The organism is Romboutsia sp. 1001285H_161024_C4, from assembly GCF_015550185.1.
Taxonomy (GTDB): Bacteria; Bacillota; Clostridia; order Peptostreptococcales; family Peptostreptococcaceae; genus Romboutsia_C; species Romboutsia_C hominis.
Map to the genome: position 1 here is coordinate 89,438 of NZ_JADNAJ010000007.1, position 25,138 is coordinate 114,575.

Sequence of the window (25,138 nt, forward strand, 5' to 3'; positions counted from 1 at the left end):
TACCAATTATCTAATCTATATTTTTCTTAAATTAGGGTATAAATATTAATTTATAAGTAAGTATTCTAATTGTTTTTTATTCAGTAAAACTTTTTGTAGAATATATTTTTATAAGTATAAATAAAAATATATTTATCTCTAACTTAATTTTATATATTTTAATTTTTATATATAAAAAAGTGTAGTGGATATAATCCACTACACTTATATATATTAAGCAAATATATTTCTTCTTATTATAGTTTGAGCTCTGTTTGGTCCTACTGAAACCATATCTATGTTAACTCCAACTATTTCTTCTATTCTATCTATATATTTCTTAGCATTTTCTGGAAGATCTTCGTATCTTTCTATAGTTGTTAAATCTTCATTCCATCCATCTAATTCTTCATATACAGGTTCGCACTTAGCTAAATCTTCTAATGATGCTGGGAAATCTGTTATTATCTTGTCTCCCATTTTGTATCCTGTACATATATTTATTTTTTCGAATCCACTTAAAACATCTAATAACATGAATGATATACTAGTTAATCCGTTTACTCTTGCAGCATATTTAACTATTACAGCATCAAACCATCCACATCTTCTAGATCTTCCTGTTACTGTACCAAACTCATGACCTTGGATTCTTATTCTTTCTCCTATTTCATTATCTAATTCAGTAACAAATGGTCCTTCTCCAACTCTTGTAGTATATGCTTTTACTATACCTACAACATCTTTTATCATGTTTGGTCCAATACCTGCTCCTATAGAGAATCCTCCTGATGTTGGATGAGAAGATGTAACGTATGGGTAAGTACCTAAGTCTAAGTCTAATAATGTTCCTTGTGCACCTTCGAATAATACTTTTTTACCAGCTTTTATAGCATCATATACTACAACTGAAGTATCTGCAACATTTTTTCTTATTTGCTCTGCATATCCTAAATACTCATTGTATATAGTTTCAAAGTCAAACATTGCTTCTTTTCCGTATACACCTTGAACTAATTTATTCTTAGCATCTATTTGTGCTTTTAATTTCTTAGCAAATATGTCTTTATCCATTAAGTCACATATTCTTATTCCTGATCTCTCAGTTTTATCCATGTAACAAGGTCCTATACCTTTTTTTGTAGTCCCTATTTTGTTATCTCCTCTAGCTTCTTCTGCTAGTGCATCTAATTCCTTGTGATATGGTAATACAACATGGGCTCTATCACTTACTTTTATGTTGCTAGTATCTATATTTTCTTTATTTAAAGTCTCTATCTCTTCTAAAAATCCTTTTGGATCAAACACTATACCATTTCCTATTACATTTATAGTGTTAGGATTTAATACTCCAGATGGTATTAGACGTAAAGCGAATTTTTTGCCATCTACAACTAATGTATGTCCGGCATTATTTCCACCTTGTCCTCTTACTACTACATCTGCTTGTGTAGCAAGGTAATCTATAACTTTACCTTTTCCTTCGTCTCCCCATTGAGATCCTACAATCGCTACTGTTTTCATATAACTCACCTCTACTATAGATTTTCGAACACTTTACCAATACATTTTATCAAACATTCGATACATTTTCAAACTTTTTTATTTACACTTTGAGTTTAATATGTATTTTTTTATATCTTCTAAGCTATTTAAACTCTTTATTATTCCTTCTGATTCTTCTATATTTTTTATAAATGTTCCTACTTCTTCTATTTTAGATACACCTAAAATTTCTTTATTTTCTCCAGACATTGTATCCATCATCATAATCTTATAATTAGATCCTTTTTTGCAGTAAAATACTAATGTCTCCTTTATATTATTATCAATTATTCTAAATAAATTTATTTCTTTGTTTATTTCTATTATTTTTGGATATATATATAATACATTTATATGCAACACATTTTTCCCCCATAAAAAATTTGTATTTATAAATATTAAGTTGTAAACAATAAAAGCAAGCTAATAGCTTGCTTTTTTTTGTACTTATTCACATTTATCAACAGGTTACATGTGGATAATGTGGATAAGTCTTTTTGTATTTTTCAACACTTATGATTTTTTTCCTACATTTATCCACATACTTTAACCAATTTCCAAAAAAACTTCTGTGGATATCTTGTTTACATATCCCTAGATTTATCCGCAAATTTTTGAACTTCACCAAGCCAAACTAGCTCTACTGCACCAGTTTCACCGTGTCTATTTTTAGCTATTATTACCTCTCCTATGTTCTTTTTTTCTGAATCTGGATGATAATATTCATCTCTATATAAAAACATTACTATATCTGCATCCTGCTCTATTGCTCCAGATTCTCTTAAATCTGATAGCATAGGTCTATGATCTGCTCTTTGTTCTGGTGCACGAGATAGCTGAGATAATGCTACTACCGGACAATTAAGTTCTTTTGCGATTATTTTTAAAGATCTTGATATTTTTGATATTTCTTGTTGTCTACTTTCATTATTACCTTCACCTTCCATAAGTTGAAGATAATCTATAAGTATTAAATCTAATCCCTGCTCTATTTTAAGTTTTCTACATTTTGATCTTAACTCAGATATTTTTATACCTGGAGTATCATCTATATATATCTTAGCATTAGATAAAACTGCCATAGAATCTATTATTCTAGGCCAGTCATTTTCTCCTAGCTTTCCTGTTTTTAATTTTTTAAGCTCTACACTAGATTGTGATGATAACATACGTTGAACTAACTGTTCTTTAGACATCTCTAAACTAAATACAGCTACAGATGCATCACCCTTTAGTGCTGCATTTTGAACAAGATTTAATGAAAATGCAGTTTTCCCCATAGCTGGACGAGCTGCTATTAATATTAAATCTGTTCTCTGTAGTCCATTTATCTTTTTGTTTAAGTCTTTAAAACCAGTTGTTATTCCTGTTATTTCACTCTTTGATGTGTACAGATGTTCAATCATATCATAAGTATCCATTAGTACGCTATTTATAGATTTAAAATCATCACTAGCTTTTTCTTGAGATATATCAAATATCTGTTTTTCTGCTTTTTCTAATACATCTTCTATTTTCGAGGAACCTTCATATCCTAAGCTTATAATTTCATTAGATGCTTTTATAAGTTGTCTTAAAACTGATTTTTCCTTCACTATATCTGCATAATACTTTACATTAGATGTTGTAGGGACAATCGTTGATAAACTCGTTATATAACTTATGCCTCCTACATCATCTAAATGTCCTTCTTTTTTAAGTTCTTCTGTTAGGGTTATTAAGTCTATTGGTTCACCTTTATTACTTAACTTTATCATGCACTCATATATGATTTTGTGAGCTTCTTTGTAAAAGTCATTTGGCTTTATAGTTTCACTCACCGTTATCATTGCATCTTTATCAAGTAATATAGACCCTAATATAGACTGTTCTGATTCCACACTATGTGGAGGAATTCTAGTCATATCCTCCATTGTTTATCACCTCAAGTGTCTTTTCTATTGTTTCTCTTTTACATCTACTCTCATTTTAGTAGTTACTTTTTGATGTATCTTTATCTCAACGAATCTTGAACCTAAAGCTCTTATTGGTTCATCTAAGTGTATTTTTCTCTTATCTACTTCTATAGAATGTTGTTTTTTTATTTGTTCTGCTATATCTTTAGATGTTATTGATCCAAATAATCTTCCACCATCACCAGCTTTAGTATATATAACAACGTTTAATTCTTCCATTTTCTTTCCTAATTCTACTGCTGCTTCGTACTCTTTTTGAGCTTTTATCTCTTCAGATTTCTTCTTTTCACCTAATTCTTTTACTGCTGTATTATCTGCTACAACTGCTAATTTCTTTTTAAGTAAGAAGTTTCTTGCGTATCCATCACTTACTTCTTTTACTTCACCTTTTTTACCAGTTCCTTTAACGTCTTTTAATAAAATAACTTTCATCTATTTCTCCTCCTTTATGCATTCGTCAATTATATCTTGTACCATTGAATATGCAGTTTTTAATGAAACACCTTCTAATTGAGCACCTGCTATATCTTTGTGCCCTCCTCCGCCTAGTTTTTCCATAAGAACATGTACATTGGTTTCTCCTAATGATCTAGCACTTATGAATATTTTATCATCTTTTTTACCTAGAACAAATGATGCTTCAACTTCCTTTATATTTAATAATTCATCTGCTGCTTGTGCTATTACTATATTTATGTTATCTGCTACTCTTTCTGTATAAGCTAAACAGATTTTTCCATAAACTATCTTAGCACTTTGTATGATTTCAGCCTTAGTTATAAAATCACTTATGTCTGAGTTAAATAGCTTTTTGACTTCTACAGTATCTGCACCTACTTTTTTAAGATACGATGCAGCTTCAAATGTTCTTACCCCTGTTTTGAAGGCGAAGTTTTTAGTATCTAGAGTTATACCAGCTAATAAACCTTCTGCAGTTAATTTATTTATCTTTACATTATCTTCCATGTATTGGACTAGCTCAGTTACCATCTCACACGTAGATGATACGTATATTTCATGGAATAAAAGTACTGTATCATTTATAAATTCAACGCCTCTTCTGTGGTGGTCTATCACTACAATTTTGTCAGATATACCTAATAGTTCATTACATTCTGTAAAATTAGGTCTATGGGTATCAACAACTACCACAAGTGTATTTCTCGTGCAACTTCTTATAGCTTCTTCGCTATCTATAAATATTCCATCATAATAATCTGAAGATTCTATTCTATCTACAAATATATCTATTGATTCATTTGTACTATCTAGCACTATATTAGCATTTTTACCGCAAGATTTACATATATCATATATTCCAACTGCCGAACCCAGAGCATCCATATCAGGATATTTGTGTCCCATTATATATACATGATCACTTTCTAATATAATTTCTCTTAGTGCATGACCTATTAATCTTGATTTTACTTTTGTAGTTTTTTCTACTGCTTTAGATTTTCCACCGTAGAATACTGACTTATCTTTAGTTTTTATAACAGCTTGATCTCCACCTCTACCTAAAGCTAAATCAAGAGCTCCAGACGCCAATTTTAGATTTTCATTTATGGAATCTCCATCTACACCTATCCCCATACTTATAGTAACAGGTAATGTATTTCCATAGTCTATTTCTCTTATTTTATCTAGTACAGAAAACTTTTCACTTTCTAGTTTTTTAAGTTCTTTTTTGTTCATAACTAAGAAAAATTTATCTTTTGATGTTCTTTTTAATGCTGACTTAGATGCATTTTCTAAATTAGAAAGAATTCTTTCTATTTCAACGTTTATCATTGGTCTTTTATCCTCTGATGCACTTTTTAATACGTCATCATATCCATCAACCTGAATCAACATCATAGAATTTTTCTCATCTTCATGCTTTTGTTGTAAATTTAGATAATCTGTCTTATCTAACCAATATAACATCATTAGATATTTTGCATTTTTTTCTTGATCATTTTTTACAACATTGTATACTACAGTATAATCTCTGTCTTTATACTTTACATCTGTGTACATTTCTTTATTTTCATTTAAAACTTTTCTAAGATCTAGATTCTTTACTATATCATCAATGTTTTCACCTAATAAATCTTGTGTTTCCGTCATCTGATGGAATTTATTATTGTACCAAGATATTTTTCCATCAAATTCTAATATACAAAGTGGAATAGGTAAATTCATTATTGCTTTTTTTGTTGTTTCATCTATATCTAAAGATAGATTTTGAATGTAATTATTCCATTCCTTCCTTCTAATATTAGTAGTTTTCCAGTTGTGGAAAACTATATATAAGAAAATAAGGAAAAATAAGCAACCTACATAAAAATCATATAAAAGTAGTGCTGTACTTGCTACACCTATAATTAATATGTATATATTATTTTCTGGCATATTAATTTTCAAGGCTGGTTTGTTCCTCATTACTTCCCTCCTTACGCAGATTTATAGCTTCTTACCTTTCTAAAATCTATTACACTATCTAACATCCCTAAGAAAGATATACCCATAAATCCGAATATATATAGGATTAATCCTGATATAAGTATATTTTTTATTTGACTAGCTTTAAACCAATTTCTTAGGTAATATACAGAAACTGCTATTCCCTGAGCCATAAACATAAAATTAAAAACTAGTTGAAGATTCATTATGATTAAATCACCATGAAAATTTAAGCCTAACATATCAATTAAGAAAACTAGTATGTATAGCATAAGTGACACCATTACTGGATTTCCCGGTAAATAAAAATCTCTAAATTTAGGCATTTCTAAATTTACCATTCTTATTCTTTTTAATATAAATGCCTCAATGTAGTACGTAACAAATGCTAATATTATCCCCTGTAAAAATAGCATTGTAGGTAAAAGATTTTGTGCAAAGGTGATTACATCTTCTACTTTTAATCCACTACTTACATCCACACCTGCATCACCTAAAATTTGAAGCTGAACACTTACAGCTTCCTTCATACCATTCATAAAGTTATCTAATAAATTAGTTTTGAACACCATATTTGCTATAGTATAGAAAATTATAGTTGAAATTATAACTATAATTGTACCTGCATATATAGGTTCAAACTTATTTTCTTGACCTTTTTTTATGTTTTGTCTTGCAACACTACCTATAACTATCCCAGGAAGTACACTCATAATACTAATACTTACAGCATATGTTATATCTACACCAAATATAAGTATTAAAAAAGTAACTATCAAAGATAATATTGAGTTCTTATTGTTACCTATAGTTCCTATTATTGCATAAGGTACTGGTATTAAGAAACTCAGCACACTTAATATAGGCACATATGCTGTTACTAGAGCTAATAATATTCCCAGCGTAACTATCATCGATACTTGTGATAGTTTTACTTTATTATTCAAATTAGATTCACTCCTTATTATCTATATGTTTTTTGAGTTCAGATAACTCACCATACCATCTTTCTATACTATGATTCTCATTTATTCCTAGTTTTATCTTTTCTTTTATTTTATAATCCATTTCGTTAAAACTAATTCCCAATCTTTTTGCTAAAAGGTATGTTATTATTATAATATTTGCTAAAGTATCTTGTAATGCCTCATCTAAAGGCTTTACTCCTTTAAACATTAAGTTGAACAAATCCCCTACGCTCATTAACAACTCTGTTTTCATCCATTCCATTATTTTAACGTTTCTTGCTATATCGGAATTCCTATCTAATCTCACAGTTGCCCCCTCCTTAATATATAAATATTATATCATAAATCATAGTAGATTTAACTAGAATAACAAAAAAACGAGCCATAAGGCTCGTCCTTCTTATTCTACAGTGTATGGTAAAAGTGCTATGTTTCTAGCTCTCTTTATAGCAACTGTTAATTCTCTTTGATGCTTAGCGCATGTTCCAGATATTCTTCTTGGTAATATTTTACCTCTCTCAGTTACATATTTTTGTAATCTTTGAGTGTTTTTGTAATCTATCTTAACGTCTTTTGAAGCACAGAATTGACAAACTCTTCTCTTCTTACGTCTCTTCTTGTTTATCATAACATTTCCCTCCTTTTTAGAATGGTATATCGTCGTCATCTATAGCTTGGAAACCTTGAGGGTCTAATCCTTGTGGTTCGAACGTAGGCTCGAAACTAGGTTCAAATCCTGTTTGACTTCCTTTATTATACGAATTTTCCGATTTATTTCTACTATCTAAGAACTGTACTCTGTTAGCATTAACTCTAAACGCTCTTCTGTTTTCTCCAGCTTGGTTTTGATATACATCCACTCTTATTGAGCCTTGTACAGCTACTAAACTTCCTTTACCGATATAGTTAGCGCAATTCTCTGCAGATTTACCCCAAACTTGTATATCTATAAAATCAGTTTCTCTCTTACCATCTTTGCCTGAGAATTCTCTATCAATAGCTATTGAGAAATTAGCAACAGGAGTTCCACTTCCTGCGATGTATCTTAACTCTGGGTCTCTTGTTAATCTACCCACTAAAACAACATGGTTCATAATAACACCGCCTTTTACATAATAAAACTAGTCATTAAGCAGCAACTATCATGTGTCTTATTACGTTTTCGTTTATCTTTAAGTTTCTATCTAATTCTTTTGGTAATTCAACACCAGCACTGAAGTTTACTAATACATAGTGACCTTCGTTGAACTTAGCTATTGGGTAAGCTAATTTTCTAGTTCCCCATACATCAACGTTAGCTACTTCACCATCAGTAGATATAACTTCCTTAACTTTGTTAAGTACAGCTTCTCTAGTTTCTTCATCAGCATTTGGCTTTACTACGAAAACTAATTCATAATTTCTCATTATCTTTTCACCTCCCTTTGGACTTAACGGCTCTACTTCGTAGAGCAGAGAAATGAGATTCAAATCTCATACTTACACATTTTATCATTACTAAAGATAATTGTCAATTTATATTTCCTCATATATTATGGTAAATTTTTTTGTTTTTAATACGTATATATTAAATTATGATGGATAATACTATTTATATATAGCCCCCATAACTTAAATATATTTCATCCCAATCTCCCATAAAAAAGAGTGACCGCAGGTCACTCTTTTTTTATGCTATCTATGCGTTTGCTTCTACTTCCATATGTTTCTTTAAAACTTTACCTAATCTCTTGATTCCCTCAACTATTTTCTCATCTGTAGATGTTGAGTAATTTAATCTAAAACAATTTTCTTTTCCACCATTAGGGAAGAATGATCCCCCTGGAACATATGCAACATTATTTGCTATACAATCTTCCATTATAACTCTTGAGTCTAAATGTTTTGGTAGTTCTACCCATGTGAATAGCCCACCTTCTGGATGAGTATACTCTAAACCTTCTGGGAATTCTTCTTTAATAGTTTTTAACATAAGGTCTCTACGTCTTTTATAAACCTCTTTTAATTTTTCAACATGTTTATCTAAATCATATAATTCTATGTATTTACTAACTTCTCTTTGAGATATACTAGATGCTTGTAGGTCTGCTCCTTGTTTGACGAATATAAATTTGCTTAATATTTCATGAGATGCGCATGTCCAGCCTATTCTATATCCTGGACAGAATATTTTTGAAAAGCTTCCTAAATATATTACCAATCCTTTGTTATCCATTGATTTTAAAGATGGTAATGTATCACCTTCGAATCTTAATTCACCGTATGGGTTATCCTCTATTACTGGTATTTCATATTTATTTATAATTTCCATGAACTTTTTACGTCTTTCCATTGGCCAAGTTCTTCCTGTTGGGTTTTGGAAATCTGGTATTACATATATCATTTTCACTCTATCAGTTGTTTCTAGTATTTTTTCTAACTCTTCCATTATCATTCCATCTTTATCTGTTGGAACTTCTATGAATTTTGGTAAATATGCTTTAAAAGCATTTAATGCTCCTAAATAAGATGGACTTTCACATAAAACTACGTCACCTTCGTCTAAGAAAACTTTCCCTGCAAAGTCTAATCCTTGTTGTGAACCATTAGTTATTAATATATCATCCTTTGTTACATTAGTTTTAGCTTTACTATTCATTCTATCAGCTATATGTTCTCTTAAAGGAGTATAACCTTCAGTTGTAGAGTATTGAAGAGCTGATCTTCCATCCTCTTCTAAAACCATAGTCGAAATCTTTTTCATTTCCTCTATTGGGAATAATTCTGGAGCAGGTAATCCTCCAGCGAAAGATATAACTTCTGGTTTTTCCGTCAACTTTAAAAGCTCACGTATTTCTGATCCTTTTAATCCTGCCATTCTCTTTGCAAATTTAACTGCCATAATTAAAGCACCCCCTGAAATTGTTTACCCTGTACTTTAATTATAGCAATGCCAAATTTGATTCGATACTCTCTTTGAAATTTTCTGAATTTTCTATTTTATCCTTTAGTAATTATCTTTTTTACTCTTTTTTCAAAAGTTTCTCTGTCTAGCATTATTTCTCTAGAGCATTTAGTGCATTTTATCTTTACATCCATACCAACTCTAGTTATTTCAAATTCTTTATTTCCACAAGGATGTTGTTTTTTCATTTCAACAACATCTCCTATCTTAATACTTATAGGCATTTAAAATCACTCCTTTTAAACTATCTCTGTTGCTTCTTTTTTACCATTTTCTAATTTAGTTATTTTATATATCCCCTTATATTCTACATCACTTTCTCTTAAAGTTTCTTTTACCTTTTCTATATCATTGTATAAGAATCTTATTGAAATCCCACAGCTAGCCGTTATCTCTCTTGGTGTAGGCAGTGTTGTACATACTATTTCCTTTTCTTTTAATAACTTCTCTGTTCTTATTGCATGATGTGTTGAGTTAAATGATACTATATACATTTCATTCATTGTTTTTCCTCTTTCTAATCTAGTTATTATAGATATTATTTTATATAAATAAGGCTACATATACAATATGTAACCTTATTATGTCCATTATATAGATATAGTTTGTAGTGAGTTGTTCATTACTTCTACAATATTATACATATTAGTAACTGTACCTACTTTTAATGATTCTTTTAAGTTGTAATAATCTAAACATGTACCACAAGATAGTATTTCAACTCCATTATTTTCTAGTATTTTTAAGTTTTCTACTGTAGCTTCATTTACTGTTGTAAGTTTTACTCCTGAATTAACAAATACTATGTGCTTTGGATATGGCTTAGTTTCTGTCAAAGTATATATATATCCTTTTATAAGAACTTCTCCTAGTTCATCATTTCCTTGTCCCATTTTATCTGAAGATATAAATATACACTTATTATCTAAATCAACCTTCGTATCTTCTTCTATTTTTACATTTTCACCTTTTGTTATTTCGACTACTATTAAATCTTCTTCTTCTCTTAAAACACTACTTTCGCAATTAGATGACTTTGATAGTTTTATTATATTTTCTTTTGCCATTGTATTGTCTACTGTGACTCTTATAACTCCATTTTCTAATTTATCTAATTCTTTCTTTGTATTTATTACTGGTTTTGGACAAGCTAGTCCTCTTGCATCTATTTCTATTAACATAATATCCTCTCCTTACATATTCCTTAAAATAATTCTATCATATATGTAAATTTAAACGTTATAGATTATTTCTATACAATTACTTATCAGATTAATTTTAATTATAAGAAATTTATTTCTTTGATTTTATTTAAATAGACGGTAAATTTTCAAATTGATTCTCTTGTAATCCAACTTCAAGATAAATATATTATAAACCTTTTAAAAATAAAACAGATATAGCGTATGCTATATCTGTTTTATTTTTCTATATTATTTCTAAATTTTTATATAAAGCTACCCCTTTGTGGTAGTACTCTAATTCTTTTTCCTTTGATATATTTGAATATAATTCTCCTAATTCAATATATAATTCAGCTAAAGTTTTAGTATCTCCTAATTCAGATACTATATTTGCACACTTATATAGATATTCTATCGCTGATGTATTTTCATTTTGTGCTTTGTGTATCTTAGAATACAACTTTAAAGCTTTATATTCATTACACTTATTTTTTGATTTTATAGCTAATGCTAGTGCTACTTTACAATACTTTTTAGCTTCTTCAAAATCTTTATTTTCAATATATGCATCTACTATTTTAGATAAACTCTTTATAGTTATCTTGTCTTCACTATTTTTATTTATATCATAGGCTTTTTGAGAATACTCTAAAACCTTATCTATATTTCCTAGGTTTTTATATATATCAGATATTCTCAGATAAACATTTGCTATTCCTGATTTATTTTCTTCTTCCTCCAATAACTCTAATGCCCTTTTAAAACATTCCTTAGAATCATCATACTTTCCAACTTTTAAGAAATTATTGGCCTTTAATAACAACATATCTATTTCATCTTTTATATTGTTTTGCATCTCTATATCACTAATCTTATTTATATAGTATAAAGACTTTTCAGAGTCATTTAACTTCATGTAAGAGTATGCCAGATTACTATACAAATCTTTATGAATATCCATATCCTCGATTTGCCCTTCTGTTAGTAAGTCCTCTGCAAATCCTAGATGTGTTATAGCACCTTTGAAAAATGCTTCTTGTATATATACTTTTCCTATATTCAAATAACATCTAAATATATTTTCTTTATCATTATCTTTTATGAAATAATACAAAGCTTTTTCTAAATTTCCAACTACAAGATTATAGTCTTCTTTTTTTATATTTATCGTTCCTAATAAAAAATTGCATTTTGCATAATTATCTATTAAATTATAATTTTTACATATATTTAAAATTTCATTTATTAATTCTTCCGCTTTTTCAAGTTCTCCTCTTTTTATATGAATTTCACTTTGAAGAATTAAGTTATCTGTTATCCTTCTAGATTGCATTTCTTTAGTTTCTAGTAAATAGTCTACACTTACTTCTAACTTTTGTGATAAGTAATCTAATAACTCATGACTTGTATGAGACTTATCTCTCTCTATATGGCTTATTTGAGCTGCTGTTATTCTATCTCCAGCTAACTCTTTTAATGTCATATTTTTTTCTTTTCTCAGTTTCTTAATTTTCTCTCCTAAGCTTAGAATGTCCATACTAAAATTCCCCCTTGAAACCATTTTCTTATAAGATGATTATAACTTAAATTTATATTAAAAACACTATGTATTTTGTAATATTTTACCTATTTATGTAGGTTTAATCAAATTTATTTTTAGTTTTTTGTTAATATAAATCAAATTTAACTTTTATTTCAATTTATATATTTTAAAATTTACCTATATACTTCCATAAAAAAAGATGTCTTAAAATAATTATTTTAAGACATCCTCATTTTTATCTTTTAGTTATTTTTAGAAATTTCTTTTAAAGCCTCTACAGCTTTATCTATTTCTTCTTTAGTATTGAAGTACCCTAAGCTAAATCTAACTGCACCTTGCTCTAGGGTTCCTAAAGTTTTATGAGCTAATGGAGCGCAGTGTATACCAGATCTAGTGGCTATATCATATTCACTATCTAGTATAAAAGTTATTTCTCCAGAATCCATATCTCCAATATTTATCGCTATAACTGCTGCTCTTTTTTTACTATCTTTAGTTCCATATATCTTTATATTAGGAATTTCTTCTAATTTATCTAACATATACTGACATAATTCTTCTTCATGTAGTCTTATATCATCTATACCTTTTTCTAATATAAACTTTACTCCTTCATTTAATCCTGCTATGCCAGGAGTATTGTGTGTTCCAGATTCATATCTATCAGGAACTATTTCGGGTTGGAATAAATCTTCTGATTTACTTCCTGTTCCACCTTCTTTTAAAATATCTACACTAAGACCTTCTCTTATATATAAGATACCTGTTCCTTGAGGTCCAAGCAAGCATTTATGGCCTGGAGCTGCTATCATATCTACATTCATATCTTTTACATCAATAGAATACACTCCCGCTGTTTGTGATGCATCTACTAAGTATAATATATTATTTTCTTTAGCTATCTCCCCTACGGCTTTTATATCTACTAAAGTTCCTACTACATTTGATGCATGAGTAGTTACTATTAATTTTGTATTTGGTTTTATTGCATTTTTTATATCATTTACGTCTAAGAAACCTTCTTTATCACAGTTAACTATTGTATTTGAAATTCCTCTTGCTTCTAGGGATTTTATTGGTCTTATTACAGAATTATGCTCCATACTTGTTGTTATTATATGGTCGCCTTCTTTTACAACACCTTTTATAGCTAAATTTAATGAATCAGTAGCATTATTTGTAAATATTATATTCATAGGGTTATCTATATTAAATAACTTTGCTATATTTTCTCTTGCGTCATAAATCTCTCTTGCTGCCCTCATAGCCATTTTATGTCCAGCTCTTCCTGGATTAGCACAGTAGTTTTTCATACAATCCATTATAGAATCATAAACTTGCTCTGGTTTAGGGTATGTAGTTGCAGCATTGTCTAAGTAAATCATATAAGTTTCCTCACTTTACATTAATTATCTTCAAGCATCATTGATAAAATATTATTTAATTCTTCATCATTATAATATTCTATCTCTATTTTTCCCTTTTTCTTCCCTTTTGATATATTTACTTTTGTTCCAAATATATTCATAAGTTTTTCTTCTACATCAACTATAAATATATCCTTCTCTTTTATTTTCTTTGGTACTTCTTTTGTATTATTTTCTGCAATAGTTTTAACTAAATTTTCAGTTGCTCTAACTGAAAGCTCTTCTTCTATAACTCTCTTTGCTAGTTCTTCTTGTAATTCTTTATCTGATATTCTAAGTAATGCCTTACCATGACCAGCTGTCATTTGACCACTTTCTATCATCTTCATTACTGCTTCACCAAGATTTAATAACCTTAAAGTATTTGTTATATGTGGTCTACTCTTTCCTACTGCTTCTGATATTTCTTCTTGAGTAACTTTATAGTGATCTATTAATCCTTTATAGGCTAAAGCTTCTTCAATAGAGTTTAAATCTTCTCTTTGTAAGTTCTCTATCAAAGCTATCTCCATTATATCTTTCATTGGTATATCTTTAATAACAACAGGAACTTCTTTTAATTTTGCCATCTTAGATGCTCTGTATCTTCTTTCTCCTGCTATTATCATATATTTGCCATTTTTATCTGGCTTTACTACTATTGGTTGTAATACTCCATAGTTTTTTATAGATTCTGATAATACTTGTATTTTCTCTTCATCAAACACTTTTCTTGGCTGAGTTTCATTAGGATATATATTCTTTAATTCTATACTTATTATATCTTTGCTATCTATTCCTTCTTTAATTTCTGGAATTAAGGCACTAAGACCTCTTCCTAATCTATTTGTTCTTTTAGACGATTTTTTTTCCATATTATATTATATCCTCCTCTAAATCTATGAACTCTTCTGCTAAGTCCATGTATGCCTCTGCTCCCCTGCATCTTGCATCATAATATATAACTGGCTTTCCATGACTAGGTGCTTCTGCCAATCTAACATTTCTAGGAATTAATGTAGTATATACACTTCCCTTGAAATACCTTTTTACCTCTTCAACTACCTGTATTGATAAATTAGCTCTTCCATCAAACATACTAAGGACTACTCCTTGTATTTCTATATGTGGATTAAGTCTAGACTTAACTAGCTTTATAGTTTCCATAAGCTGACTTACACCTTCTAGTGCATAATATTCACACTGTATTGGTATTAATACACTATCTACTGCTGTAAGACAGTTTATAGTTAACATTCCTAATGAAGGAGGACAATCTATAAATATATAATCATAATCTTTTCTTACACATTCTATAGCATTTTTTAATACATATTCTCTTTTATCCATATTAGTAAGCTCTATTTCTGCTCCTGATAACTCAGTTGCTGAAGCAATAGTGTCTACATTGTCAAACTCTGTAGGTAAAATTGCCTCTCTTATATCTACACTATCTAACATTACTTCATATATAGTGTTTTCTACCTCTTGTTTCTCTATTCCATATCCACTAGTTGTATTTCCTTGTGGATCTAAATCTAGTACTAGTACTTTTTTACCCATCTTTCCTATACTTGCACTTAAATTTACATTAGTTGTAGTTTTTCCTACTCCACCCTTTTGGTTAAAAACTGCTATAACTTTTCCCACAAGATTTCCCCCCTTGTTTCTTCTAAAATTCACTTTTCTAAAATTTATAGTATAAAATTTTTAATTCCAATTTTGATAAAAAAAGGCTACTGCCAAGCAGTAACCTTACTTTTTAGGAATTTTTACAACAACCTCCATATAATCGCCCTTATCTACTTCGTTATATTTAGCCTCAATTCCTGTTCCTATTATAGCATCGAAGGCTTGCTTCATAGTATTTAAGTATATTCTTATAGCCATTGAACTCTTTACATTTTGCTTTTTCTCTGGCTCTTCAGTTTCTTGTAAATCTTCTAATATATCCTTTATCAACTTTTCTGTTTTCTTTACAGTTAGCTCATTCTTTATTATTTTATCTAAGACATCCTTCATTAACTCTTCATTTGGTAACTTAAGCAATGCTCTTGCATGTCTTTCTGTTAGGTTATTTTCTACTAATTTTATTTTTATATCACTTGGCAATCTTAGTATTCTAAGTTTGTTAGCTATAGTAGATTGATTCTTTCCTAACTTTTCTGCTAGTTGCTGCTGTGTAAAATCATGTTCTTTTATTAAATTTTCATACCCCATAGCCTCTTCTATAAAATTTAAATCTTCTCTTTGTAAATTTTCTAGCAGTGCTAATACAGCAGAATATTCGTCAGACATGTTATTTATAATAGCCGGTATTACTGTTAAATTTGCCAATTTAGCCGCTCTAAATCTTCTTTCTCCAGCAATTAATTCATACTTTTCATCTTTAACTCTAACTGTTATTGGTTGAAGTATTCCATAAACTCTTATAGAGTTGCTTAACTCCTCTAATGCTGACTGTGAAAATACTTTTCTTGGTTGATATGGATTTGGAACTATATTTTCTATAGGTATCTCCACAACTCTTTTTTCTTCCATAACATCCCTCTCTTATTAGATATAAATATATTTGAATTTCATTATTTACTTACAAATTAATACTGCATTAGATACATATGAGTATACTATTTCTGCATGTAATTATATAATCCTTCTATTTTGTTTTATTTTTAATATATTTTTAATATACCTATCTCTATTTTATAGGACTTTTTGCAGGTTTACCCGCTTTTCTAGGGTATTTTTCTGGAGTATTTCTTACTTTTTTGAAAACTAATATATTATGGTCCAAATCAGTTTCTGGAAGCTCTACATCTATTTTTTCAATAAATTCTAATCCTAAAACATCCATAGCAGCTTTTGACTCTTCTAGCTCTAAGTTTGCATTAGGTCCTTTTAAACACACAAAATATCCTCCAACTTTAACAAATGGTACACAAAATTCCATAAGTATAGGTAATCCAGCCACAGCTCTTGCTGTTGCTATATCATATTGTTCTCTATATTGTTCTGACTTACCGAAATCTTCTGCTCTACCGTGTATAAACTCCATATTAGTTAAACCTAAGGTATTACTAACTTCTTTTAAGAAGTTTATTCTTTTGTTTAATGAATCTAAAAGAGTTACATTAGCATTTTCTAGGCATATCTTTAATGGTAATCCTGGAAAACCTGCACCTGTACCAACATCTATTATAGACATTCCATCTTTTATGTATCCATTAACTACAGCTGAAACAGAGTCCAAGAAGTGCTTTATATACACTTCTTTTTCCTCTTCTATTCCAGTAAGGTTCATCTTTTGATTCCAGTCGACTAGTATCTCTCTATAAACCTTGAAATCATTTAGCATTTTATCGCTTGGTTCTATTCCAAAATCCTTTAGACCTTGTCTTAGCATTTCCGTATTATTCATCTTTTCCCCCTCTAGTTCTTCTCATTTGCTCTAAGTATATAAGAAGTACTGATATATCAGCTGGTGAAACCCCTGATATACGAGATGCTTGACCTATTGAAACTGGCTTTATATCATTAAGTTTTTGTCTTGCTTCTATTCTTAAACCATCTATAGTTGAATAGTCTATAGTTTCTGGTAACTTTTTATTTTCAAGCTTTTTAAATTGCTCTATTTGCTTTAATTGCTTGTCTATATATCCTTCATATTTTGTCATTATTACACATTGTTCTTTCACTTCATAATGAACATCTTCTCCAGCACCTTTTCCTATAGCTTCAATTAAGTCATAGTTAACCTCTGGACGCTTTAAAAATTCATATAAAGATAATCCTACTTTTATTTCAGATGCTCCCATTTCTGCTAAAAGGTGATTTACTTCTTTAGGAGTAACTCTTTCTGTTTTTAATCTCTCTAATTCTTTTTCTATCTCAGCTTTCTTATCTAAGAATCTATTGTATCTGCTTTCTGTAACTAACCCTAAGTCATATCCTTTTTGAGTAAGTCTCATGTCTGCATTATCTTGTCTTAAGTATAATCTATACTCTGATCTAGATGTCATCATTCTATAAGGTTCGTTTGTTCCTTTAGTAACTAAATCATCTATTAAAACACCTATATAAGCTTCTGATCTATCAAGTACAAATGGCTCTCTTCCTTGTATTTTACATGCTGCATTTATACCAGCTATAAGACCTTGTGCTGCTGCCTCTTCATATCCTGAAGTACCGTTAAATTGTCCCGCACTAAATAAGTTTTCAACACCCTTTATTTCAAGTGTTATTTTTAATTGAGTAGGATCTATACAATCATATTCTATTGCATAAGCAGGTCTCATTATCTTAGCATTTTCAAGTCCTTGAATACTTTTATACATTTGTAATTGTACTTCATAAGGTAAACTAGTTGATATCCCTTGGATATACATCTCTTTTGTTTCTCTACCTTCTGGCTCTATAAATATTTGATGAGATTCCTTATCACTAAATCTAACAACTTTATCTTCTATAGATGGGCAGTATCTTGCTCCTGTACTTTTCGCCTGTCCACTATACATTGCTGTTCTACTTAAGTTACTTGTTATTATTTCATGAGTTTTTGTGTTTGTTCTTGTTAAATAACAAGGCTCTTGATCTATATTTATTTCATCACTTAAGAAAGAGAATGGAGTTATTCTTTTGTCACCCTCTTGGATTTCCATCTTAGTGAAATCTATACTATCTCTATGAATTCTAGCAGGAGTTCCTGTTTTGAATCTTCTCATATTTAATCCTAAATCCACTAGATTATCTGTTAAATGCTTTGAATAACCTAATGCATTAGGTCCTTCATTAATAGTTAATTCTCCTATGAATATCTTAGAATTTAAGTAAACTCCTGTTGCTAATATTACAGCTTTAGCTTCATATTGACATCCAAGTTTAGTAACTACTCCAGTAACAGTTTGACCTTCATGTAATATATCTACTACTTCATCCATTACTATATCTATATTAGGTTCATTTTCTAAAGTAGCTTTCATTTCTGTATGATATCTAAATTTATCCGCTTGTCCTCTTAGAGAGTGAACAGCTGGTCCTTTTGCAGTATTTAACATTCTACTTTGTATAAGTGTTTTATCTGCATTTACACCCATTTCACCACCTAAAGCATCTATTTCTTTTACTAATTGACCTTTACCTGTTCCTCCAACTGATGGGTTACATGGCATTAGTGCAATAGAGTCTAACGACATAGTTACTACTAGTGTTTTATGTCCCATTCTGGCAGTTGCTAAAGCAGCTTCACATCCGGCATGACCTGCTCCAACTACTATTACATCATATTTTCCTGCTTTGAAATCTATCATGTCAGTATCCTTTCTACGTTTATATTTATGTTTCACGAAAAACTTTTTTATAATTGCTTATCTACATTTTATATTATACACTTTATTTTCCGATACAGAAGTTACTAAATATAGTATCTAATAGGTCTTCTTTTACTGTGTCTCCATTTATATAACCTAGATAATCCCATATATTCTTGAAATCAACCTCTATAAAATCATATGGAAGGAATGTATCTATTGCATTTATAGCATCATTTATAGATTCATATGATTTTAATAATGCATCTTTGTGTCTAGAATTAGTTATTACTAAGCTAGATGAATTCTTAACACTGCCTTTATAAACCATAGATTCTATTTTATCATATAATTCTTCAATTCCTTCATGTTTTAATGCTGATGTTCTTATTATATTTTCTTCTTTTACATACTTAGCTAGTACATCTTCTTCTATTTTAGGTTCTAAATCTGTTTTATTTAATATAACTATAGTCTTCTTATTTTCTAGGTTTTCTAGTATTTCTATATCTTCATCAGAAAGATTTCTCGATGAATCTAATACCATTATAACTAAGTCTGCACTATTAAATGATTCTCTTGATTTTTCTACACCTATTTTTTCTACAACATCTTCTGTTTCTCTTATACCTGCTGTATCTACTATTTTTAAAGGTATACCTTTTATATTTACGAATTCTTCTATAACGTCTCTAGTTGTTCCTGGTATATCTGTAACTATAGCTCTATTTTCACCTAATATAGAGTTAAGTAATGAAGATTTCCCAACATTTGGTTTACCAACTATTACTGTCTTAAGTCCGTCTCTAAGTATTTTACCACTTTCAGCCGTATCATATAATTTTTTAATTTCTATTCTTATTTCTTCAGCTTTTTCTTTAAGAGTTTGATATGTTATTTCTTCTATATCTTCCTCTGAAAAATCTATAGCAACTTCTAAGTGTGCTAATACTTCTGTTACTTTTCCTCTTAATTCTTTTATCTTACTTGATAAAGAACCTTCTAGCTGATTTTGAGCTACTTGATGAGCCATATCAGTTTTAGCTTTTATTACATCTATTATTGCTTCTGCTTGAGATAAATCTATTCTTCCATTTAAAAATGCTCTTTTTGTAAATTCTCCAGGTTCAGCTATTCTTACATCTTTAGATAATATAAGCTCTAATATTTTCTTTACTGAAATAAATCCTCCGTGGCAGTTTATTTCTATAACATCCTCTGCAGTATATGAGTTTGGCCCTTTCATATAAGCTAATAAAACTTCATCTATAACATCTTCACCGTCTACTATATTTCCGTATATTAAAGTTCTAGTTTTATATTCACTTATTGTTTTTCCTGACATAGATCTAAATATTTCATCTGCTACTTTCAGTGCTTTTTGACCACTAATTCTTACTATACCTATACCACCTTCACCTGGTGCTGTTGCAATTGCTGCTATAGTATCATCTATAAACAAATTAATCACCTCTTATTATTTAGTTAATTTATCTTTAATTTCGTTATCTTTAATTCTTTCCTTAATCTTAACATTATATAAAATAAATAACGAAAATAAAACCCCCTATTACATAGGAGGTTAAATTTTATCTTTTATACTCTATTACTAATCTTCTATATGGATCTGTTCCCTCGCTATACGTAGTTACATACTTATCGTTTTGAAGAGCTGAGTGAATTATTCTTCTCTCATATGGATTCATATAGTCTAATTTCTTTATTTTTTTAGTTCTAGCTACTTCTCTAGCTGCTTTGTTAGCATATCTTATTAAAGATTCTTCTCTCTTTGATCTATAGTTTTCTATATCTACAAGCACTCTCATATGCGAGTCTTTATTTATTTTATTAAGCGCTAATCCTGTAAGGAATTGAATTGAATCTAATGTTTCCCCTCTTCTTCCTATTAAACATGCAGCTTCTTTTCCTTCTATGTCTACTTTAATTAAATTATTATCTTGAGTAACATTAACTTTAGCCTCTACATTAGAGTTCTTAAGTATATTTTCAACAAACTCTTTAGCTATATCTGACTCAGTTTTAATAACTTTGAATCTGTATAGACCTTCCTTAGCACCTATAAAACCTAAGAAACCTTTTGTAGGTTCTTGTACTGTTTCTATTTGTAAATCTTTTTCAGATACTTTTAGCTCTTCAATTGCTTGGCTTATAGCATCTTCCTTACTCTTACTTCTTATTTCTATGCTTTCCTTCATCTATTACTTCCTCCTTAGAATTAGCTAACTTAGCTTTTAAAGGATTCATTACTAAATAATGTTGTGCAATTGAGAATAAGTTACCTACTGTCCAATATAATGTAAGACCTGCAGGGAACGTGAATCCCCAGAATAACATCATCCCCGACATGAAGTAAGTCATTATCTTCATTGAACCTTGTTGCTGATCCTTTGGCATCATTATCATTTGCATTAAGAATGTAGTTGCCCCTGATAATACAGCTAATATAATATCTGGTTGAGTTAGGTTTTTTATCCAAAGAAACCCTTCTGATGCAGTAGCAAGCGTTGCTTTATCTTGGAAAACACCATAAGTAACAGGATCTCTTAATACTGTAAATAATCCTATTAATATAGGCATTTGTATTAATAGTGGTAAACATCCTGCTAATGGATTTATCTTAGCTTCTTGATATACCTTCATTAACTCTTGTTGTTGCTTTTCTGGCTTATTTTTATACGTTTCTTGTATCTCTTTTATTTTAGGCTGTATATCTTGCATAGCCTTTGTAGACTTAGTTTGCTTTATTGTAAGCGGTAATAATAAAACTTTTACAAAAATTGTAAATACAATTATTGAAAGACCATAATTTCCAATAAAGTCAAAAATTGTCTTTAACACAACACCTAATAAATTACTTATAATACTCAACTGTTATACCTCCTAGAGTATATTCTGTTTTATTTTAAAGGATCGTAACCTCCTGGATGAAAAGGATGGCATTTCGATACTCTTTTTACTGTTAAATATATTCCTTTTAATAGCCCGTATTTTTTAAAAGCTTCTATAGAATATTGTGAACATGTTGGATAAAATCTACATGTAGGTCCTTTTAATGGAGATATAAATTTTTGATAAAATCTCACTAGATAAATACATAATTTCGCTAAGTATATATTTATTTCCTTCAGTATAGTAATTATTTTTTTCAAATTTTAAAATGCCTCCATATTTAGACTTTTGTTATTCACTTAATCTTATGTTTGCTTTTCTTACCAAATATTTTACAGACTTTTCAATATCTTTATATTCAGCCTGATTACTTGCTATCCTTGCTATAAAAACTATATCATACCCACTTTTAACGTTTTCATCTACATTTAATCTATATGATTCTCTTATTCTTCTTCTTATCTTATTTCTAACAATTGCTTTACCTACTTTTTTAGATACTGATATACCTAATTTAGTATCATCTGATTTGTTATCTAGTACATACATTACCAGATACTTAGTTGCAAAAGATTTGCCGTGTTTATACACTTTTCTAAAATCAGAGTCTTTTTTTAAGCCCTTTGTTTTCTTGAAGTCCATATTAAACCCTCCGTAAACACAGCTTGTAAATATAGTTTCTACACAAAAAGGCCACCTTTACAGCGGCCTCTCTCAATGATTAATGAGTTAATCTCTTTCTTCCTTTAGCTCTTCTTCTCTTTAACACGTTTCTTCCGTTAGAAGTTTTCATTCTTTTTCTGAATCCGTGTTCTTTTTTTCTTTGTCTTTTCTTTGGCTGATAAGTTCTTTTCATTACATACACCGCCTTTCAAATTTTATTTCCGTTTATTTTCCGTTTATAAGAATAATAACCTTACCCTCAAAGTAAACATAACACATACAATTATAAATGCTTTTATATTGCTTGTCAACTTGTTTTTAGATACATGAAATAACAAAATTGTTTGTTTTATTTTATATGTTTTGGTGACTATTTATTACCTCAAATTTGTCGTCTGATTTATCCACATTCATTTAAAAGTTGATTTATTATTATGTAGGAAAATTGCGTAAATTGTAGCTGTGTATTAATTTATCAACAGGTAGTTAATATTGTGGATAAATTAAGCAGAATGCCTTGAAGTTTGGCACTTATTCTGATATTATTAATATACTTGTTGATAATGTTTATAAGATTTATTAACTTATTAAGGTTATTCACAAGCTGTGGATATAAATGTGTATAACTTGTATACTTTTAGATAATACTTTAGTTATAAACTACATTTATTATATCTTTAGACTATTTATAACTTTATATACATATTGTTTATATCTTTTTATTTTTTAATACATTTTTACATTATTAATATTTTATCCACATAATTATCCAAATAAATCTAATGAATTTATTTATCATATATATTTTTTTGTTTTTTTGTTAATAACTTGTGGAAAGTGTTAATTAATTTGCGCGGAGGTTTATATTATGGATGTAGTTTCTTTATGGGACAAAACACTACAATTAATAAAAGGTGAGCTATCTCCACCTAGTTTTAATGCTTTTTTTAAGCAAATAGTACCTTTAAAAATACACAATAACGATTTAATTCTTTTAGTCCCTAATGACTTCACTAAAGGTATTTTAGAAGATAGATACTTAAATTTAATAGAAAGTTCTGTAAATCAGCTATCATTAAAAAAATATAATATTAAATTTGTTTTAAGTGAAAAAGACATAGAAGGTCTTGGAGAAGAAGCTAAAAGTTCAGCTTCAAAGGCTAATTATCCTAACCTAAATCCAAAATATACATTTGATACATTCGTAATCGGTAATAGTAATAGATTTGCTCATGCCGCATGTGTTGCTGTTGCTGAATCTCCAGCTAGAGCTTATAATCCTCTTTTCTTATATGGAGGCGTTGGATTAGGTAAAACTCACCTTATGCATGCTATAGGACATCATATAATGAGTCAAAAAAAGGATCCTAAAGTAGTCTATGTATCTTCTGAAAAATTTACAAATGAACTTATAAACTCTATCAAAGATGACAGAAATGAAGAGTTTAGAAATAAATATAGAAATGTCGATGTTCTTTTAATAGATGACATTCAATTTATAGCTGGAAAAGAAAGAACACAAGAAGAATTTTTCCATACCTTTAATTCTTTACATGAGGCTAATAAGCAAATAATTATTTCAAGTGATAGACCACCTAAAGAAATTCCAACATTAGAAGATAGACTTAGATCTAGATTCGAAATGGGACTTATAACAGATATACAAGCTCCTGATTTTGAAACTAGAATAGCAATACTTAGAAAAAAAGCTCAAATGGAAAATATTGATGTTCCAAACGAGGTTATGACATATATTGCTAAAAATATAAAGTCTAATATAAGAGAATTAGAAGGTGCCTTAACTAGAGTGGTTGCTTATTCATCTTTAACTAATAGAACTATATCTTTTGAATTAGCAGAAGAAGCTTTAAAAGATATAATAACTACTTCAAAAAATGAAGAAATAAATGTAAATAGAATAAAAGAGAAGGTAGCATCTGTATTTGATATAAAAATGGAAGATTTTAATTCTAAAAAAAGAACAAGATCAATTGCTTATCCTAGACAAATAGCAATGTATCTATCACGTGAACTTACAGATTTATCACTTCCTAAAATAGGTGAAGAGTTTGGAGGACGTGATCATACAACTGTTATACATGCCCACGATAAGATTATTAAAGATATACAAACTAATGAAGAAATCAAAATAAAAATAGAAAAAATAATCTCTGAATTGAAAGGGTAACTTATAAACAATTATATGTGGATTTTGTGTTAATATAATGTTTATATTTTTTTGTCTAAAATTTATTAACAATTTATACTACTAAAATCAACAAAGATA

28 protein-coding genes are annotated in these 25,138 nt (G+C 29.2%); 1 reads left to right on the plus strand and 27 read right to left on the minus strand.

Annotation, left to right across the window (positions count from 1 at the left end):
• Nucleotides 1–213: 213 nt before the first annotated feature.
• From I1959_RS12010 to rpmH, 27 genes are all read right to left on the minus strand, one after another.
• A complete protein-coding gene (locus I1959_RS12010; protein ID WP_092921651.1) occupies nt 214–1,503 on the minus strand; it encodes an adenylosuccinate synthase in 1,290 nt (429 codons plus the stop codon).
• A gap of 78 nt (nt 1,504–1,581) precedes the next feature.
• Complete coding sequence (locus I1959_RS12015; RefSeq protein WP_166506163.1) at nt 1,582–1,887, minus strand: hypothetical protein; 306 nt, start codon at nt 1,885–1,887, stop codon at nt 1,582–1,584.
• Between the two features lie 221 nt (nt 1,888–2,108).
• The gene (gene dnaB, locus I1959_RS12020; protein WP_092921655.1) at nt 2,109–3,437 is read right to left on the minus strand and encodes a replicative DNA helicase; all 1,329 of its coding nucleotides are present in this window, start codon (nt 3,435–3,437) and stop codon (nt 2,109–2,111) included.
• A gap of 24 nt (nt 3,438–3,461) precedes the next feature.
• On the minus strand, nt 3,462–3,911 hold the full coding sequence (rplI, locus tag I1959_RS12025; RefSeq protein ID WP_092921657.1) for a 50S ribosomal protein L9: 450 nt from the start codon (nt 3,909–3,911) through the stop codon (nt 3,462–3,464).
• Nucleotides 3,912–5,906 (minus strand): DHH family phosphoesterase, encoded by a 1,995-nt coding sequence (locus I1959_RS12030; RefSeq protein WP_092921659.1) that lies wholly within the window; start codon nt 5,904–5,906, stop codon nt 3,912–3,914.
• An 11-nt stretch (nt 5,907–5,917) separates the two neighbouring features.
• Nucleotides 5,918–6,874, minus strand: a complete 957-nt coding sequence (locus I1959_RS12035; protein ID WP_195238415.1) for a DUF2232 domain-containing protein — start codon at nt 6,872–6,874, stop codon at nt 5,918–5,920.
• 7 nt (nt 6,875–6,881) lie between these two features.
• A complete protein-coding gene (locus I1959_RS12040) occupies nt 6,882–7,202 on the minus strand; it encodes a MazG-like family protein (protein ID WP_195238417.1) in 321 nt (106 codons plus the stop codon).
• 93 nt (nt 7,203–7,295) lie between these two features.
• The gene (gene rpsR, locus I1959_RS12045) at nt 7,296–7,523 is read right to left on the minus strand and encodes a 30S ribosomal protein S18 (RefSeq protein WP_092921665.1); all 228 of its coding nucleotides are present in this window, start codon (nt 7,521–7,523) and stop codon (nt 7,296–7,298) included.
• Between the two features lie 16 nt (nt 7,524–7,539).
• Entirely contained in the window at nt 7,540–7,989 is a 450-nt protein-coding gene (locus I1959_RS12050) for a single-stranded DNA-binding protein (RefSeq protein WP_092921667.1), read from the minus strand.
• A gap of 34 nt (nt 7,990–8,023) precedes the next feature.
• Entirely contained in the window at nt 8,024–8,302 is a 279-nt protein-coding gene (gene rpsF / locus I1959_RS12055) for a 30S ribosomal protein S6 (RefSeq protein ID WP_092921669.1), read from the minus strand.
• 271 nt (nt 8,303–8,573) lie between these two features.
• Nucleotides 8,574–9,776 (minus strand): aminotransferase-like domain-containing protein, encoded by a 1,203-nt coding sequence (locus I1959_RS12060; protein WP_092921671.1) that lies wholly within the window; start codon nt 9,774–9,776, stop codon nt 8,574–8,576.
• 98 nt (nt 9,777–9,874) lie between these two features.
• A complete protein-coding gene (locus I1959_RS12065; RefSeq protein ID WP_092921673.1) occupies nt 9,875–10,063 on the minus strand; it encodes a DUF951 domain-containing protein in 189 nt (62 codons plus the stop codon).
• 15 nt (nt 10,064–10,078) lie between these two features.
• Complete coding sequence (locus tag I1959_RS12070; protein WP_195238419.1) at nt 10,079–10,342, minus strand: DUF3343 domain-containing protein; 264 nt, start codon at nt 10,340–10,342, stop codon at nt 10,079–10,081.
• 87 nt (nt 10,343–10,429) lie between these two features.
• The gene (gene yedF, locus I1959_RS12075) at nt 10,430–11,020 is read right to left on the minus strand and encodes a sulfurtransferase-like selenium metabolism protein YedF (RefSeq protein ID WP_195238421.1); all 591 of its coding nucleotides are present in this window, start codon (nt 11,018–11,020) and stop codon (nt 10,430–10,432) included.
• A gap of 247 nt (nt 11,021–11,267) precedes the next feature.
• A complete protein-coding gene (locus I1959_RS12080) occupies nt 11,268–12,560 on the minus strand; it encodes a helix-turn-helix domain-containing protein (protein WP_195238422.1) in 1,293 nt (430 codons plus the stop codon).
• A gap of 248 nt (nt 12,561–12,808) precedes the next feature.
• Nucleotides 12,809–13,951: an aminotransferase class V-fold PLP-dependent enzyme gene (locus tag I1959_RS12085; RefSeq protein ID WP_195238423.1), complete on the minus strand. Its 1,143-nt coding sequence runs from the start codon at nt 13,949–13,951 to the stop codon at nt 12,809–12,811.
• 20 nt (nt 13,952–13,971) lie between these two features.
• A complete protein-coding gene (locus I1959_RS12090; RefSeq protein WP_195238424.1) occupies nt 13,972–14,847 on the minus strand; it encodes a ParB/RepB/Spo0J family partition protein in 876 nt (291 codons plus the stop codon).
• Nucleotide 14,848: 1 nt separating this feature from the next.
• Nucleotides 14,849–15,622: a ParA family protein gene (locus tag I1959_RS12095; protein WP_195238425.1), complete on the minus strand. Its 774-nt coding sequence runs from the start codon at nt 15,620–15,622 to the stop codon at nt 14,849–14,851.
• Between the two features lie 105 nt (nt 15,623–15,727).
• Entirely contained in the window at nt 15,728–16,513 is a 786-nt protein-coding gene (gene noc, locus I1959_RS12100; protein WP_092921687.1) for a nucleoid occlusion protein, read from the minus strand.
• 157 nt (nt 16,514–16,670) lie between these two features.
• Nucleotides 16,671–17,390, minus strand: coding sequence for a 16S rRNA (guanine(527)-N(7))-methyltransferase RsmG (rsmG, locus tag I1959_RS12105; protein ID WP_092921689.1), 720 nt, complete (start codon nt 17,388–17,390; stop codon nt 16,671–16,673).
• The gene (gene mnmG / locus I1959_RS12110; protein ID WP_092921691.1) at nt 17,383–19,278 is read right to left on the minus strand and encodes a tRNA uridine-5-carboxymethylaminomethyl(34) synthesis enzyme MnmG; all 1,896 of its coding nucleotides are present in this window, start codon (nt 19,276–19,278) and stop codon (nt 17,383–17,385) included. The genes rsmG and mnmG overlap by 8 nt, the downstream gene beginning before the upstream one ends.
• An 82-nt stretch (nt 19,279–19,360) precedes the next feature.
• Complete coding sequence (mnmE, locus tag I1959_RS12115; RefSeq protein ID WP_092921693.1) at nt 19,361–20,740, minus strand: tRNA uridine-5-carboxymethylaminomethyl(34) synthesis GTPase MnmE; 1,380 nt, start codon at nt 20,738–20,740, stop codon at nt 19,361–19,363.
• A 127-nt stretch (nt 20,741–20,867) separates the two neighbouring features.
• Nucleotides 20,868–21,494, minus strand: a complete 627-nt coding sequence (jag, locus tag I1959_RS12120) for an RNA-binding cell elongation regulator Jag/EloR (protein ID WP_092921694.1) — start codon at nt 21,492–21,494, stop codon at nt 20,868–20,870.
• On the minus strand, nt 21,466–22,167 hold the full coding sequence (locus I1959_RS12125; RefSeq protein WP_092921696.1) for a YidC/Oxa1 family membrane protein insertase: 702 nt from the start codon (nt 22,165–22,167) through the stop codon (nt 21,466–21,468). Before I1959_RS12125 ends, jag begins: the two co-directional genes overlap by 29 nt.
• A 29-nt stretch (nt 22,168–22,196) precedes the next feature.
• A complete protein-coding gene (gene yidD / locus I1959_RS12130) occupies nt 22,197–22,448 on the minus strand; it encodes a membrane protein insertion efficiency factor YidD (protein ID WP_092921698.1) in 252 nt (83 codons plus the stop codon).
• A gap of 31 nt (nt 22,449–22,479) precedes the next feature.
• On the minus strand, nt 22,480–22,830 hold the full coding sequence (gene rnpA, locus I1959_RS12135) for a ribonuclease P protein component (RefSeq protein ID WP_092921700.1): 351 nt from the start codon (nt 22,828–22,830) through the stop codon (nt 22,480–22,482).
• Nucleotides 22,831–22,909: 79 nt separating this feature from the next.
• Nucleotides 22,910–23,044, minus strand: a complete 135-nt coding sequence (gene rpmH, locus I1959_RS12140) for a 50S ribosomal protein L34 (protein WP_092921702.1) — start codon at nt 23,042–23,044, stop codon at nt 22,910–22,912.
• 675 nt (nt 23,045–23,719) lie between these two features.
• Here rpmH and dnaA point away from each other — a divergent pair.
• Entirely contained in the window at nt 23,720–25,039 is a 1,320-nt protein-coding gene (dnaA, locus tag I1959_RS12145; RefSeq protein WP_092921704.1) for a chromosomal replication initiator protein DnaA, read from the plus strand.
• The last annotated feature ends 99 nt before the right edge of the window (nt 25,040–25,138 follow it).